Source organism: Mycobacterium sp. NGS24 (genome assembly GCF_059813065.1).
Genome location: NZ_JCALDW010000016.1, coordinates 66,257 through 80,635, shown reverse-complemented (window position 1 = coordinate 80,635; position 14,379 = coordinate 66,257). Strand labels below are relative to the sequence as shown.

The 14,379-nt window shown below is 67.5% G+C and carries 14 protein-coding genes; 3 read left to right on the top strand and 11 right to left on the bottom strand.

The annotated features are described in order from the left end of the window. The first annotated feature begins 41 nt into the window (after window positions 1-41). On the top strand, window positions 42-1,961 hold the full coding sequence (gene bacA / locus AC5Y6Y_RS19290; RefSeq protein ID WP_499918923.1) for a vitamin B12 ABC transporter pemease/ATP-binding protein BacA: 1,920 nt from the start codon (window positions 42-44) through the stop codon (window positions 1,959-1,961). Here the strand turns inward: bacA and AC5Y6Y_RS19285 are convergent. The 5 genes from AC5Y6Y_RS19285 to AC5Y6Y_RS19265 form a co-directional block, all read right to left on the bottom strand. Beyond that, window positions 1,958-3,448 (bottom strand): FAD-binding protein, encoded by a 1,491-nt coding sequence (locus AC5Y6Y_RS19285; RefSeq protein WP_499918922.1) that lies wholly within the window; start codon window positions 3,446-3,448, stop codon window positions 1,958-1,960. The genes bacA and AC5Y6Y_RS19285 overlap by 4 nt on opposite strands. 43 nt (window positions 3,449-3,491) lie before the next feature. Then, window positions 3,492-3,989 carry a VOC family protein gene (locus tag AC5Y6Y_RS19280; protein WP_463825426.1) on the bottom strand — a complete coding sequence of 166 codons (498 nt, stop codon included), beginning with the start codon at window positions 3,987-3,989 and terminating at the stop codon, window positions 3,492-3,494. A gap of 111 nt (window positions 3,990-4,100) precedes the next feature. Then, window positions 4,101-4,754 (bottom strand): TetR-like C-terminal domain-containing protein, encoded by a 654-nt coding sequence (locus AC5Y6Y_RS19275; RefSeq protein WP_463825474.1) that lies wholly within the window; start codon window positions 4,752-4,754, stop codon window positions 4,101-4,103. Continuing rightward, window positions 4,700-5,362 carry an Rv1815 family serine proteinase gene (locus AC5Y6Y_RS19270; RefSeq protein WP_463825425.1) on the bottom strand — a complete coding sequence of 221 codons (663 nt, stop codon included), beginning with the start codon at window positions 5,360-5,362 and terminating at the stop codon, window positions 4,700-4,702. Before AC5Y6Y_RS19270 ends, AC5Y6Y_RS19275 begins: the two co-directional genes overlap by 55 nt. A 94-nt stretch (window positions 5,363-5,456) precedes the next feature. Then, window positions 5,457-6,413: a sterol desaturase family protein gene (locus AC5Y6Y_RS19265; RefSeq protein WP_463825424.1), complete on the bottom strand. Its 957-nt coding sequence runs from the start codon at window positions 6,411-6,413 to the stop codon at window positions 5,457-5,459. A 47-nt stretch (window positions 6,414-6,460) separates the two neighbouring features. Between AC5Y6Y_RS19265 and AC5Y6Y_RS19260 the strand changes: the two genes are divergently transcribed. Both AC5Y6Y_RS19260 and AC5Y6Y_RS19255 read left to right on the top strand, forming a co-directional pair. After that, a complete protein-coding gene (locus AC5Y6Y_RS19260) occupies window positions 6,461-7,372 on the top strand; it encodes an alpha/beta hydrolase fold domain-containing protein (RefSeq protein ID WP_463825423.1) in 912 nt (303 codons plus the stop codon). Further along, the gene (locus AC5Y6Y_RS19255; protein WP_499918919.1) at window positions 7,369-8,553 is read left to right on the top strand and encodes an NAD(P)/FAD-dependent oxidoreductase; all 1,185 of its coding nucleotides are present in this window, start codon (window positions 7,369-7,371) and stop codon (window positions 8,551-8,553) included. The genes AC5Y6Y_RS19260 and AC5Y6Y_RS19255 overlap by 4 nt, the downstream gene beginning before the upstream one ends. Here AC5Y6Y_RS19255 and AC5Y6Y_RS19250 read toward each other — a convergent pair whose 3' ends face one another. The 6 genes from AC5Y6Y_RS19250 to AC5Y6Y_RS19225 all read right to left on the bottom strand — a co-directional run bounded on the left by AC5Y6Y_RS19250 (window position 8,554) and on the right by AC5Y6Y_RS19225 (window position 14,370). Further along, a complete protein-coding gene (locus tag AC5Y6Y_RS19250; RefSeq protein ID WP_463825421.1) occupies window positions 8,554-9,294 on the bottom strand; it encodes an MgtC/SapB family protein in 741 nt (246 codons plus the stop codon). Between the two features lie 103 nt (window positions 9,295-9,397). After that, on the bottom strand, window positions 9,398-9,733 hold the full coding sequence (locus AC5Y6Y_RS19245; protein ID WP_463825420.1) for a DUF732 domain-containing protein: 336 nt from the start codon (window positions 9,731-9,733) through the stop codon (window positions 9,398-9,400). Between the two features lie 9 nt (window positions 9,734-9,742). Beyond that, on the bottom strand, window positions 9,743-11,140 hold the full coding sequence (locus AC5Y6Y_RS19240) for a PPE family protein (protein ID WP_463825419.1): 1,398 nt from the start codon (window positions 11,138-11,140) through the stop codon (window positions 9,743-9,745). Window positions 11,141-11,154: 14 nt separating this feature from the next. Next, a complete protein-coding gene (locus AC5Y6Y_RS19235; RefSeq protein WP_499918918.1) occupies window positions 11,155-12,411 on the bottom strand; it encodes a PPE family protein in 1,257 nt (418 codons plus the stop codon). A gap of 274 nt (window positions 12,412-12,685) precedes the next feature. Then, window positions 12,686-13,012 (bottom strand): DUF732 domain-containing protein, encoded by a 327-nt coding sequence (locus tag AC5Y6Y_RS19230; RefSeq protein WP_499918916.1) that lies wholly within the window; start codon window positions 13,010-13,012, stop codon window positions 12,686-12,688. 17 nt (window positions 13,013-13,029) lie between these two features. Beyond that, window positions 13,030-14,370 (bottom strand): PPE family protein, encoded by a 1,341-nt coding sequence (locus AC5Y6Y_RS19225; RefSeq protein ID WP_499918915.1) that lies wholly within the window; start codon window positions 14,368-14,370, stop codon window positions 13,030-13,032. Window positions 14,371-14,379: the final 9 nt, after the last annotated feature.

Sequence of the window (14,379 nt, the reverse complement as noted above, 5' to 3'; positions counted from 1 at the left end):
GAAGTACGCGTCGCGTGCCAGCCTGCTAGGAGGCGTCGAAGTTGGACAAGAAGCCGTTCCAGCCGTCCATCGACTGGTCTGCGGCACCCCTGGACTCCATTGAATGGCTCGCACTTGCGTGGCTGATCAGTGCGGCCTGCATCGTGACCGTGGTGGTCGTGCTGCGATATGCGACCGTGTGGGGCCGGCAGTTCTGGCGGATCACCGGCGACTACTTCACCGGCCCGCACGCCGTCCGCGTGTGGCTGATGCTGGGCGTGCTGCTGATGATGGTGCTGTTCTCGGTGCGGCTGGACGTGTTGTTCAGTTACCAGGGCAAGGATCTGTACGACTCGCTGCAAGCCGCGTTCGAAGGCATGGGCGCGGGAAATGCCGCAGTCACCCGCTCCGGCAGGCACGGCTTCTATATGTCATTGCTGCACTTCAGCGTGTTGGCCGCCATCTTCATCGGGCGGATCCTCCTCGACATCTATCTGACCCAGCGGTTCGTCATCAGATGGCGCATCTGGCTGACCGCCCGGCTCACCGACGACTGGCTGGACGGCCGGGCCTACTACCGGGACCTGTTCATCGAGGAGCCCATCGACAACCCCGACCAGCGCATCCAGCAGGACGTCGACGTCTTCACCGCCGGCGTCGGCGGCACCGCGAACGCACCCGGCAACCAGGCGCAGGGGATGTTGCTGTTCGGTGCGGTGCATGCGATCGCCGCGGTGATCTCGTTCGCCTCGATTCTGTGGAACCTGTCCGGACGGCTGGAAATTTTCGGTGTCGGGCTGCCCCGCGCGATGTTCTGGATCGTGCTGGTCTATGTGGTGGTGGCGACCGTGGTGGCCTTCCGGCTCGGCCGGCCGATGATCTGGCTGAGCTTCTCCAACGAGAAGCTCAACGCCGCATTCCGTTATGCCCTGGTGCGGTTGCGCGACGCGGCCGAGGCGGTGGGCTTCTACCGTGGCGAGCGGGTCGAACGTGCGCAGTTGTGGCGGCGCTTCACGCCGATCATCGACAACTACCGTCGGTACGTCCGGCGGACCATCATCTTCGACGGCTGGAACTGGACGATGGGTCAGTCGATCGTCCCGCTGCCCTGGGTGGTGCAGGCACCGCGGTTGTTCTCCCGGCAGATCACCTTGGGCGACGTCGGGCAGACGGCGAGCGCGTTCACCCACATCGAGGGCGGCCTGTCGTTCTTCCGCTACAGCTACGACAGGTTCGCGCCCTACCGCGCCGCGATCATCCGGCTGCACGGACTGGTGGACGCGAACCAGAAGGGTCGCGCGCTGCCGTCGGTGCTGGTGCAGCCGAGCCGGGACGCAGTCGTCGAACTCGCCGACATCGAGGTGCGCAGTCCCGCCGGGGACCGCCTGATCGACCCGGTCGACGTGCAGCTCGATCGGGGTTCGTCGCTGGTGATCGTGGGCCAATCCGGGTCGGGGAAGACGACGCTGCTGCGTAGCCTCGCCGAACTGTGGCCCCACGCTTCGGGCACGTTGCGCTGCCCGGCCGGTGAGAACGAGACGATGTTCCTGTCCCAGTTGCCCTACGTGCCGCTGGGCACCCTACGCACCGTGGTGAGCTACCCGAATGCACCCGACGATGTCGCCGACGACACGCTGCGCGCGACGCTGATCAAGGTCGCGTTGGCGCCCCTGTGCGATCGGCTGGACGAAGAGCGCGACTGGGCCAAGGTGCTCTCCCCCGGTGAGCAGCAGCGCGTCGCGTTCGCCCGCATCCTGCTCACGAAGCCGAAGGCGGTATTCCTCGACGAGAGCACGTCGGCTCTCGACGAAGGGCTGGAATTCGCGCTCTACCAGCTGCTGCGTAGCGAACTGCCGGATTGTGTGGTGGTCAGTGTGAGCCACCACCGGGCCGTCGAGTTGCTGCACGAACGCCGGCTGGAGTTGCTGGGCGGCGGCCGGTGGCGGCTGGGCCCGGTGGATCAGAAGCCCGCGCAGGTCTAGGTCGTCGCCGCCGCGGCCGCGTGCGCTCCGGCGCGGCGCCCGAAGAAGGATCCCTCACCCAACTGCGTCCCGCTGGCGTATCCCTTGCCGTCCTGGGCGATGTTGGAGGCGCCGGCGCCGGCGGCATACAGACCCGGGATGACGCTGCCGTCGGCGCGCCGCACCTGCCCGTCCAGGGTCACCGCCAGGCCACCGATGGTGAAGCCGGAGTACATCGCCCGCCCGAGCGACAGGTCGAACACCGCCCACGGACTCTTATCTTGTGCCGCAAGGTATTCCGGCTGCTTGTGAAACTCCGGGTCGTCGCCCTTGGCGGCGAATTCGTTGTAGCGCTGCAGCGTCGCGGCGAGGTTGCCGGCGGGGATGCCCAGCGCTTCCTCCATTTCGCCGATCGTCTCGTAGCCGTCCAGGAACTTGATCAGCGGCATCTCGGGCATCTGCATGTGTGCTTCGTCGACCACCAGGTACGCGGTCTGCTCGGGCTGTTCGAGGACGAACGCCGAGGTACGCGAGTGATAGGAGTCCTCGGCGACGAACCGCTTGCCCTCCTTGTTGACGATCACCCCGGTCAGCAGGATCTCCGGCGGATAGGCCGCCGCGGTGATGAACAACTCGTCCATGAATTTGGTCGCGCCGCCTGCCGAGACACCCAATCGGATACCCAGGCCGTCGTCGTTGGGGTTGCCCAGGATGTAGGGCGCGACCATCCCGTGGTGTTTGGTGCGCCGTTGCTGGCCCAGGGCGGGCGTGTGAGTGGCGACCATGTCCGGGTTCATCGCGAAACCGCCGGCGGCGATCACCACTGCCTTGGCCCGGACGGCCCCGGTGTCGGCGAAATGCTTCCAGCTCACCCCGACGACAGCACCGCCGTCGTCCACGATCAGATTGGTGGCCCCGGTCTCGTAGCGGATGGCTACGCCGAGCTCGTCGGCGCGCTTGAGCAGCAGGTCGATCACCATCGCCGCACCACCTAACTCGCCGGGCACCGGCACGGAGTGCCCGCGCGGCGCCGGGACGGCCTGCTCGCAGAACGGCCATACCTTCTCGTTGCCGGTGTAGCTGAGACCTTCGGTGCCCGGGGGTACGACCACCTTGCCCGGGTAATAGCTGCGCTCGAACTGGAACCCCAGCCCCTCCAACCAGTCGAAGTGCTCCACGCTGCCGTCGCAGTAGGCGCGAATCTTGTCCAGTTCGGGCTCGCGCGACACCGCGACCAGGTACTTGTACATCTCCTCCGCAGAGTCGGAGTGCCCGGTGGCCTCCTGGACCGCGGTGCCCCCACCCAGATAGAAGTGCCCGCCGGCCATCGAGGTGGTGCCACCGGCCGCGGCCGCGCGTTCCAGCACCAGCACCCGGGCGCCTTCGGCGGCTGCGCTGACCGCAGCACACCCGCCGGCGATACCGAAACCGAGCACCAGCACGTCGACCTCGTCCGACCAGGACCCGACCGTGTCCACCCGGACCGTTGCTGGGATGTCGGTGCTCATCGGGGCCCCTCCTGGTTGTTGCGCACGTCGTCGGAGCGGCTCATCACTGCTCCCGTTTCAGGTAGTCGTAGAACGCCTTGATCTCGTCGGACAGGTAGGCGATCTCCACGAACGGCACGCCCGCCTGCGGCGCCGACACGTAGGCGAAATGCATTCCGCCGGGCATCACGCCCTGTTGCACGACCGTCGCACCCCGGGTCGCGGCATCGGCGAGGGCCGCGTCGAACTTCGCGAGTGTTTCGGCCGCCACGCAGATGTGGTGCAGACCGGGGCCGTGGTCCCGCAGAAAGTCACTATAGATATTCTCCCCGCGGACCGGCTCGATCAGCTCCAGCTGCATGTCTCCGAGGTAGCTCAGGGCGATATTCGCGACGAAATCCGCCGGCTCGCCGCGGTACGTGCACGTCTCGGGACCGAAGTGCACCTCTGGGATCCGCACCCACTTGCGAACGCCTAACAGGCCGGTGAGAGCGGTTTCGGTGGTGCCGAGATCCGCCGCCACCCAGGCGATTTGAATGGGCGACTGAACGAGGAGGTTCATCGTCTCGCAGAATATCCCAGTCGCGCGCCGGCCAGGACTGCTGGTGAGCACTTTGCCGTGTCCGCCGCGCCGCGGGCGCGGACACGGCGGTGAACGTGTTCTAGTTGATGCTCAGTGTCGGGCCAGAACCTCGACCAGCAGGCGCACCTGGGTGTCGAAAACCGTCGCAGCATCGCCGAGGGTGTCGGTGCCGTACTTTCCGAACACCTCGAGGCTGATCGCTCCCACCACGCCGGCGAACAGCAGGAAGCACTTGCCGACGACGTGGTCGTCACCGGGGAAGGCGTACACGTCGCGCAGCCGCCGGAAGTCGGAGGATGTCGGTTGCGGCGCGTGGCTGTCGACCAGCACGATGTCACCGGTCGTGATCCCGGCGGCGACGGCATCGAGGAACGACGCCACGATGCGGGTGCCGATCGGTCGGGCACGATCTTCGGGCGCGGGAAAGCCGGGCTCTGGACTGCCGTAGAGCAGTCCCCACCGGGCGGGGTGCGCCACCGCCCACTCGCGCATGGCGTGAGCCATCGCGATCACCTCGTGGCTCCACGATTCGCCGCCGGCCCCGTCTCGTGCCCGGTCCACCTGGTCGGCGAGGTCGGCATAGGCATCGATGACCGCGGCCTCGATGTCCTCCGGCGAGTCCTGGCGTGTGCCCACGGTCAAGTCTGACACGATCGCCCTGCGCCCGCGTTCGGGCCGAGCTCGTGCCGCTAGCTCGCGCCGGCCCCCAGGTCGTGGCGGGCCTGCTCGGAGGCGCTCTGCCAGGACACCGCGGCCGGCAGGTCGCCCCAGATACTGTTGAAGATCCCGATGATCTGACCGGCGGAGCCGTTGGTCAGGTACACCGGCCCGCCGGAATCGCCCTGTTGGGTCTGCACACCGTGCGACATGGTGAACCAGCCGTTGTTGACGCTTTCCACGGTGCCGCAGGTTTCGCCGGTGGTCACTCCGAAGTGGCAGACGGCCTGTCCCGGGGCCGGTGCCGCGCCGGTGGACACCAGGCCGCGGCCGCCGGGCAGAATGTTGCTCATGGTGACGCCGTTGGCCAGCGCGATCGCCTCGTAGTCGTCGATGGGCTGATCGGTGGCCACCGTCGACCCGGTCGGGGTGTTGTCCCGCGACGCCACCACGTGACCGATCAGGTTGTTGTTGCCGTCGTAAACCGACCCGCCGCCGCGGCAGTGCCCGGCGCTGAACGCCATGCGCCGGGCGATGTCGACGAACCCCAGCGTGCAGACGCGATTGTCCTGATGGATTTCCATTCCCGGGAACACCAGCGGCGGGTCGGCGCTGGCGGTGGCCGGCGACAGCCCGAAGGCCGCTGCCGCGGACATCATCGACGCGAGGACTGCCCGCGTTAGTGTGCGGCCCACGAAGGCCTCCCATCCGTCGTGATCGACACGCCGTCCATCAGGTCACGGCGCTATAACGTCAACATTAAGGCTTTCGCGCGGACGGGCTGCAGCGTTACCGAGCGCTGGCCAGCGGGGTGGCGTCCGCGGTCTGCCGCCTCTCGCGCGGCGTCCAACCGGGCGGGCCGAAAACATATCCCAGGCGGGCCCGCAGCCCCCGCGCCGAGCGCAGGTCCCGAGCGATCGCCACGTATTCGCGGGTCTGCAGTTTCCAGATGTTGAAGGTGCCGACCGGCTTGGTCAGCCCGTAGTGGGGCCGGAACAGTTCCTGCTGGAAGCTGCCGAATAGCCGGTCCCAGACGATGAAGATGCCGCCGTAATTCTTGTCCAGGTACGGCTGGTCCATGCCGTGATGCACCCGGTGGTGCGACGGCGTGTTGAAGATGAACTCGAACCACCGGGGCAGTTTGTCGATGCGCTCGGTGTGCACCCAGAACTGGTAGATCAGGTTCAGCGACCAGCTGAAGAAGATCAGCCACGGCGGCACGCCCAGCAGCGGCAGCGGCACCCACATCAGAATCTCGCCGCTGTTGTTCCACTTCTGGCGCAGCGCGGTGGCGAAGTTGAAGAATTCGCTTGAGTGATGAGCCTGGTGGGTAGCCCAGATCAGCCGAATACGGTGGGCGGCGCGGTGATAGGCGTAGTAGAGCAGGTCGACACCCAGGAACGCGACGACCCACGTGTACCACTTGGTCGCAGGGAGGTGCCATGGTGCGACATAGGCATACAACGCGGCGTATCCGAACAGCGCCAACGCTTTCCAGGCCGCCGTGGTCGCGATCGACACCAGGCCCATCGAGATGCTGGCCATCGAATCGCGGGCGAGGTAGGCACCTGACGCCGGCCTGGCATGCCCCGGGTCCCCGGTGCCGGCCGCCGCGTCAAATTTCTCGAGTTTGCGCGCCGCCGTCCACTCCAGCGTCAGCAGCAGCAGGAAAAACGGAATGGCGAACAGCACCGGATCCCGTAGCTCGGCGGGAAGGCCGGCGAAAAAGTCCGTGACACCATTCACACTGGACAGATTACTGAACCCGTGCCGATTGACGAACCGAAGACGAGATGATCCGCCCGATCCGTAAACCGCACGTCACCCAGCGGCTGCTGCGCGCGTCCGGCGTGCGCAACCGGATGTTTCCGCCGGCCAAACTCGAACACTGGGCCGCGCATCCGCGCCCGCCCTACTGCGGCCGGCCCTCGTCGCTGGTACTGAAGAAGATCGACGTGGTCCGCACCGACCTCAACGGCCGCCCGGTGTATCAAGTCACCCCGCGCCACGTCGACGCCGGCGAACTGACCGGCCACGTGCTCTACCTGCACGGTGGCGCCTACGTGCTGGATCTGCTGCCGCACTTCCACTGGCCCGCCATCGCCCGGCTGGCGCACGTGCTGCGCCGCACCCTGGTGGTGCCGATCTACCCGATCGCCCCCGAACACAGTTACCGCCAGGTCTTTCCGTTCCTGTTGCAGGTCTACCGGCAGGTACTGGACACGCACGATCCGAAATCGATTGCTTTCATGGGCGATTCAGCCGGCGGTGGGATGGCCTTCGCGTTGTGCCACGCGGTGCGCGACGCCGGACTCCCCCAGCCCACCGACGCGCTGCTGCTCTCCCCCTGGATGCACCTCGGACTACCGGACCCCGAGGTGCTCAAGGTCGCCAAGATCGATCCGTTTCTCAACCTCGACGACCTGCGGGCCGCCGGTATCCGCTATGCGGGCGGGGACCCGCTGGACCACCCCTTGCTCAGCCCGAGCATCGGACCCCTGGACGGGCTGCCGCGCCTGACGGTGTTCACCGGCACTCATGACGTGCTCAACCCGGACGCGCGTGCGTTTCGCCGGCGGGCGAGCAGCGAAGGCCTCGACATCGGCTGGTACGAGCTCGAGGGAGGCATGCATACCTGGATGTTGCTGCCGGGACCCAAGGCGAAAGCGACGCTCGGCCAGATTCGTACGGTGTTGTCCGGTTGAGCCGCGTTGTGGTGATCGGCTCCGGGTTCGCGGGGCTGTGGGCCGCACTGGGCGCCGCTCGTCGGCTCGACGAACTCGGCGTCGCGCCGGGAACCGTGGACGTCACGGTGTTGAGCGCCAAGCCGTTCCACGACATCAGGGTGCGTAACTACGAGGCGGACCTGAGCGCCTGTCGGCTGCCGCTTGCCGACTTGCTCGATCCGGTCGGTGTCGGACACGTCACCGCCGAGGTGACCGGGATCGACGCCGACGCCCGCACCGTGACCACCGCGGCCGGCACGACCTATCCCTACGACCGTCTGGTGCTGGCCGCGGGTAGTCGGCTCAGTAGACCCGACCTGCCCGGGCTGCGCCGATTCGGCTTCGACATCGACACCTACGACGCCGCGTTGCGATTGGAACGGCGGTTGCGCGAGGTCGCCGATCGGCTGCCGGCCGCTGGGTCGGCGACGGTGGTCGTGGTCGGGGCGGGTCTGACCGGTATCGAGACCGCCTGTGAGTTGCCCGAACGGTTGCGTGCGCTGGGGTTGACACCGCGGGTGGTGCTGATCAACCACACGGAGGTCGGCTCGGACATGGGTGCGTCAGCGCGACCGGTGATCCTGGCAGCGCTGTCGGACAACGGGGTTGAGGTGAGGACCGCGGTCAGCGTCGCCGGGGTCGATCCGGACGGGGTGACGTTGTCGTCGGGCGAGCGGATCGACGCCGTCGCCCTGGTGTGGTGTGCGGGCATGCACGCCAGCCCGCTGACCGAACAGCTACCGGTGGCCCGCGACCGGCTGGGCCGGGTGCCGGTGGATGACCACCTGCGGGTGATCGGCGTGCCGTCGATATTCGCCGCCGGCGACGTGGCGGCCGCGCGGCTGGACGACGAGCATCTGTCGGTCATGTCGTGTCAGCACGGCCGCCCGATGGGCCGTTATGCCGGCTACAACGTGATCAGCGACTTGTTCGGTGCGCCGCTGCTGACGCTGCGGATCCCGTGGTATGTCACTGTGCTCGACCTGGGACCTGCCGGCGCGGTGTACACCGAAGGCTGGGACCGCATGGTGGTGGCTCAAGGCGCGGCGGCCAAAGCGACCAAGCAAACGATCAACGGCCGACGCATCTATCCGCCGCTGTCCGCCGACCGCGCCGATCTGCTGGCCGCCGCCGCACCTGAACTGCAGGCCCGGCCCTGATCAGTCGGACTGCGGGTCGGGCAGGATCGGACTGCTCGGCTCGCCGGCGTACCAGTGCACGGCGTAGACGCCAGGTTGCAGGGACAACTCGCCGACCAGTCGCTCCAGCTTGGCCGGCGAGTGACCGTCGACCAGTACATGCGCGGTGAGCGCGATGTTGTCGTTGCCGTGGTCGAAGCCGGCTTGTCCGGTGTGGATGCCGCGCAGGATGATGTCGTTGCCGCTGGTGTGCTGCACGATCTGGGCGCGGGCGTACTTCGCGGACTTGGGCCGGCAGATCACCTGAACCTGGTAGGGCTCCAGGCTCTCGTCCTCTTCACCGGAATTGTCGTGATCGATGATCCGGCCCAGCGGCCGCCCCAGCAGGTGGATGCCGACGACGGTGCCGGTGGCGATCAGCGCGAACGCCAGGTGTCCGGACGCCGCCAGGACCCCGACCGCCGCAGAACACCACAGGGTGGCTGCGGTGTTGAGCCCGCGGACGTTGAAGCCCTCGCGCAGGATGACCCCGCCGCCGAGAAAGCCGATACCGGACACCACATAGGACGCCACCCGGGTGGGGCTGCTGTCCTCGGTGGCGGCGGCGTACAGCACGAACAAGGTGGCACCGGTCGCGACCAGCGCGTTGGTGCGCAGACCCGCCATCCGGGCCCGCCACTGGCGTTCCAGGCCGATGAGCGCGCCGCATCCGACTCCGACGCAGAGGCGCAGAGCGAACTCGGCAGTGCTCAGCGTCTGCACCGCGCCACCCCCTCTCCCTGGACCAACGGGCTACGGCAGCCAATCAGATTCGGGTTAACACCAGGTGGAGGACAGGCTAACGGGCCCTCGCCGGGCGGTCAGATCAGAAATAACCACCCTCGGGTTGCCCCAGGTGCTCGGGGCAGTACGTGTTCGACGCGATCGCGGTGAACAATGCCGCCCCGTCCAGGGTCAATGCGGGATTTTGGTTCTTCACGTCGGTCAGCACCTGCAGACCTGTTTCGCCGTTGCGCATCAACCCGCATACGGCCTGCGCGGAGGCAATCGCCTGACCTGGGTTGGGGACCGTGATGCCGGCGTTGGCCAGCGCGGACAGAAACGCGGCGTCATCACCGCCGGGGTCGCCGTGCGCGGGGACCGCGAGACCGAGCATCGCGACCGCACCCACCGCGGCTGCCAGTACTCGCAGGCGGATCATCGCCGAACCCTACTGCGCATCGGGCAGCATGATTTTCGGCTTATCGCCGCTGGACACGTGCACCGCATGGATGCCGGGTTTCTTCGACAGTTTCTCGAGCAGGCCGTCCAGCCCGGCCTTGTCGACGTTCCAGTGTTGGACCGCTTCCGGTTCCTGCTGCAGTTTCGCGATCACACTGTCCAGCTTCACCGGCTCGACCGGGCCTTTCCCGCCGTTGGCGCGGGCGCGGGCACCGCTGCCGCTCAACACTTGGGCGCCGACGGTGCCGGCTGCCCCGCCGGTGAGACTTCCCAAGGCCATTTGGTTGATCAGGTCGGCGGGGATCGCTGCCGCCGGAGCCGCGGCCATGCTGGTGGCCGGCAATGCATTGGAGACCATCCGGATCGCAGGGGTAGCCGACGCCCAACTCGGTGGCACCGACAATTTGCCCACCACGTTGGCTTCACCGGTACCCGCCGACACCGCGTTGGTCAGACCTGCCGTCGGCGACATCCCCAACCCGGCTCCCAGCGCGGACTTCGGGATCTCCTCGAGCGGCGGCTTCCAGAACAGTTTGAACTCCGTCATGCCCAGGTTGGGCACGCTCATGATGTCGTTGGCCACGGTGCTGAACCGGCCGATGTCGGCGAAGATCCCGAAAGTCAGCTCCCAGGTCGGGCCGGCCAGCGGGGTACCGCCCAGCGCGTTGAGCACCTCACCCATGGCCTGCATGTAGGAGGTGCTGGCCCCGCCGAGGGCCTGCAACGCCTGTAGCACGACGTCGAACGGGAAGACCGGTGCCGCCGTCGGTGCGGCAGTCGCTGCCGCGGTGGCTGCCCTGGTGCCCGCGGCCAAAGCGCCGGCCTGCCCGACGGCGCTCTGTTGAGTGCCCAGCCCGGCCACGTTGGTGACCTGCGGTGGTTCGGTGTAGGGCGTCAGCCTGGCGGCGGCCGCGGACGCCGTGGCGTAGCCGAACATCGCCGCGATGTCCTGCGCCCACATTTCCGCATACTGGGCTTCGAGGGCAGCGATCGCCGCGGTGTTCTGCCCGAATATGTTGGTGGCCAGCAGCAGCGCCAGCTGGCTGCGGTTGAGCGCGATCTCCGCCGGCGGTACCACCGCAGCGAAGGCCGTCTCATACGCGCTCACTGCCGCCTTGGCCTGGTCGCCCGCCTCCTTGGCCTGCGCGGCGGTGGCCGACATCCAGCTCACGTAGGGTGCGGCCGCTGCGGCCATCGCGGCCGCCGAGGGCCCGGTCCAGGTTTCGTTGGCCAGGCCGTCGACGACCAGACCGTAGGAGGATGCCGTGGCCTGCAGTTCGGTGGCCAAGGTGTCCCAGGCCGTGGCTGCGGCGATCATCGGACCCGCGCCCGGTCCGGCATACATCATCGCGGAGATGATCTCCGGTGGTCGTACCGCGAAACTCATCAGTCCCGCCTCTCTCAGTCCGCCGGTATCACGATGATGGTCGCCGTGGTCGCGACGTCTTCGGCCGCGGCCACGCCGCCGCTGGCGCCCGCGGTGCCGCTGCCGACGGTGCGCACGGTGGCCCCGGCCAGGGCGCGTCCGGCCAGGCTGGCCATCGCCATCTCGCCGAACAGGCCGCCTTCGGCCGCCGCCGGGACCGCGGCGAGTGCTTCCGGAGTCGCCCCCGGCAGCACGGACGTCATAGCCCGGAGCACCGGCGCCTCGGTCACCCAGCCTTGCGGCACCGACAACGACCCGACCAGCGTGGAGTTCCCCATCGCGCCGGCCACCCCGCCCGCCGGCGCAGCGGACGCCACGTACCCGGCTCGTAGCGGCGACAGACCGGCCAGCGGCTTGCCGCCGCTGTTCAACAGGGACGCCACCCCGGGTGCGTTCTGCGACAGACCGAGGATCTGCAGGCCGAACAACCACCAGCCGCCACCGAGGACGAAAGGAATGATCGGGCTGTATGCGCCGGTGACGGCAGCAAAGAAGGGGCGGATAGCTGCGGCGTACGGGTAGAGGGCTTCGATGACGTTGCCGACCGGTGTCGTCGCCGCCGGGGCGGCGGCCGTGGTGGTGGCCAAACCCTGCAGCATGTTCGGGAAGAGATTCAACAGCTGCGACAGCTGCGACTGAATGTCCGTGGCGGCTGCGGTGCCCGCGGCTTGCGTGACTGCCGCCGCTTGATCGGCCGTCCCCGCCACGTTGGTGGTCTCGGGCGGCGGCTCGAACGGAGTCAGCACGGTCGCGGCCGCTGAGGACGCCGCATAGGCGTACATGGCGGCGGCGTCCTGCGCCCACATCTCCATATACTGCGCTTCGGTGGCTGCGATGGCGGCTGTGTTCTGTCCGAGAATGTTGGTAGCCACCAGGGTCATCAGCAATGCGCGGTTGGCCTCGATCACCGGTGGCGGCACCGTCGCCGCGAACGCTGTCTCGTAGGCCGCGGCGGCAAGCTTCGCCTGGGTGCCCGCCTGTTCCGCCTGTGTCGCGGTGGCGGCCATCCAGGCCATATACGGTGTCGCCGCTGCCGACATCGACATCGCCGCCGGACCGTGCCAGGAGCCGACGGCCAAACCGTCGATCGTCGATCGGTACGACGCCGCGGTGTAATGCAACTCTGCGGCCAATGCGTCCCAGGCCGCCGCAGCGGCCAGCATCGGCCCGGATCCCGCCCCCGTGTACATTCGTCCAGAGTTGAATTCTGGTGGCAGCGCCCCGAAGTCCATCTCTTCCCCTCCGGTCCCTCTGTCGCCGCCATGGTAGTCACGCCACCAGGGTCCCGTCGGCGAGTCCTGCCGGACTCATACAGAACTCACTAGAAATCCCGATGTGCGTGGTTCCTCGGGTGACCTCGGGTTTAACCCGAGCACCCGGGTGCCGAATATATTCGGGAAAGTTCACACAGATCAGGAAATCGTACGACGATCGATGTCGTACGGCGTGAATGAAAGAGCGACCGGATACGGTCGGCAGCTAATACATTTGCAGCGTCGGTAGCTGTCAGCTCTTGGCCAGTTGCTGTGGACAGTAGAATTTCGCTGAAATGACCGCGAATTCGGCGGCGGCGTCCAACGTAAATCCCGCATTGCGCTTTTTGATGTCGTTCACCAACTCGAAACCAGATTCGCCGTTGTCCAGACAGGTACACACGGCCCGGGCCGACCCGATGGCCTGATCGGAGTTGCTGTAACCGATGTCAGCGGTGCGCAACGCGGCCAGAAAACCTGCGTCGGCGGCATCCGGCCCATTGCCCGGATCGCCGTTCGCCGGTGCGGCGCAACCGATCATGACACCCGCGCAGGTCAGCGTCAGCAGCCATCTGAACATGCAGAATTTCCTCTCCCTCAGCCCAAATGGGCATCCGCCGGAACAACCTGGGGTTTGTCGCCATTGGTGAGGTGCACGGCATGGATGCCGGGTTTCTTCGCCAACTGTTCGAGCAGGCTGTCCAGGCCCTGCTGGTCGACGGTGTGGTGCTGCACGCTGTCGGGCCGGTCCGATATCTGCGCAACCATCCGCTTGAGCAGCTCCGGTGACCTGAGATCCTTCAGGTCTTTGACCGGGGTGAGGCGGCTTCGCGCACCGGTCACCGAGCCGGGGGCACCGGCACCGAGTGCGCTGCCGGCCATGCCCGCTGATGACATCGAACTCAACAGGCCGCCCTGCCCGAGTTCGGCCGCGGGCACCGCTTCGTTGCCGGCTGCCGACAACGCTGCGGCGACAGTCCGGATGGCCGGGGTGTTGGCGGTCCAACTCGGTGGCACGGTGAGCGCACCGACCAGCGTGCCTCGACCCAAATGCGCTGTGGGAGTTGGCGACACCGCGCTGGTCAGCCAGCCGTGACCCCAGTGCGGGGTGAGTCCCCCGCCCAGTGCGTCCTTGGGCAGCCCGCCGAGCGCGGACGTCGGCTTCGCGGCGAACTTGAGGAACTGCGATGCGGGGAGGTTGATCAACAGCCCGATGTCGTTGAACTGGGTGGTGAAACCGAGGGGGACCTTGACCGCGGAATACAGGGCGGTGAACGTCGATGCGCCGCTGGACCCGAACAGTCCGTTGAGCAGTCCGGTCACGGTGGCGGTGTAGTCGGTGCTCAAGTTCGCCAGGGTCTGCAGCGGCTGCGAGAGCGGTTGCGCCGTTGACAGAATCGTCTGGGTGAGCGCGTTGACCACGTGGGGAGGTTCGGTGAACGGCGTCACCTCGCTTGCGGCTGCCGATGAGGCGGCGTAACTGTCCATCGCGACGGCGTCTTGTGTCCACATTTCGCCGTACTGGGCTTCCAGAGCCGCGATTGCGGCGGAGTTCTGTCCGACGATGTTCGTGGCCACCAACGACGCCAACTGGCTGCGGTTGGCCGCGATCTGCGCCGGTGGTACGTGCCCGCCGAACGCCGTCTCGTAGGCGGCGACCGCGGCGTTGGCCTGGCTGGCGGCCTGGGCGGCCTGTGCAGCGGTCTCGCTCATCCAGGCCACGTACGGTGTCGCTGCCGCGGTCATCGCCTGGGCCGAGGGTCCCACCCAGGGTGCGCTGGTCAGGCCGGCGATCAGTGCGGCATAGGACGCGGCGGTGGCGTGTAGCTCGCTGGCCAGCCCGTTCCAGGCCGCGGCGGCGGCCAGCAGCGGCCCCGATCCCGCCCCGCTGTACATCCGGCCCGAGTTGACCTCCGGCGGAAACGCTGCGTAGAACACTCTTTCTCC

What these genes read in the sequence shown, in the direction of transcription:
- AC5Y6Y_RS19285 (WP_499918922.1), bottom strand. Translation starts at nt 3,448, where the DNA reads ATGAGCACCGACATCCCAGCAACGGTCCGGGTGGACACGGTCGGGTCC.
- AC5Y6Y_RS19280 (WP_463825426.1), bottom strand. Translation starts at nt 3,989, where the DNA reads ATGAACCTCCTCGTTCAGTCGCCCATTCAAATCGCCTGGGTGGCGGCG.
- AC5Y6Y_RS19260 (WP_463825423.1), top strand. Translation starts at nt 6,461, where the DNA reads ATGATCCGCCCGATCCGTAAACCGCACGTCACCCAGCGGCTGCTGCGC.
- AC5Y6Y_RS19245 (WP_463825420.1), bottom strand. Translation starts at nt 9,733, where the DNA reads ATGATCCGCCTGCGAGTACTGGCAGCCGCGGTGGGTGCGGTCGCGATG.
- AC5Y6Y_RS19240 (WP_463825419.1), bottom strand. Translation starts at nt 11,140, where the DNA reads ATGAGTTTCGCGGTACGACCACCGGAGATCATCTCCGCGATGATGTAT.
- AC5Y6Y_RS19235 (WP_499918918.1), bottom strand. Translation starts at nt 12,411, where the DNA reads ATGGACTTCGGGGCGCTGCCACCAGAATTCAACTCTGGACGAATGTAC.
- AC5Y6Y_RS19230 (WP_499918916.1), bottom strand. Translation starts at nt 13,012, where the DNA reads ATGTTCAGATGGCTGCTGACGCTGACCTGCGCGGGTGTCATGATCGGT.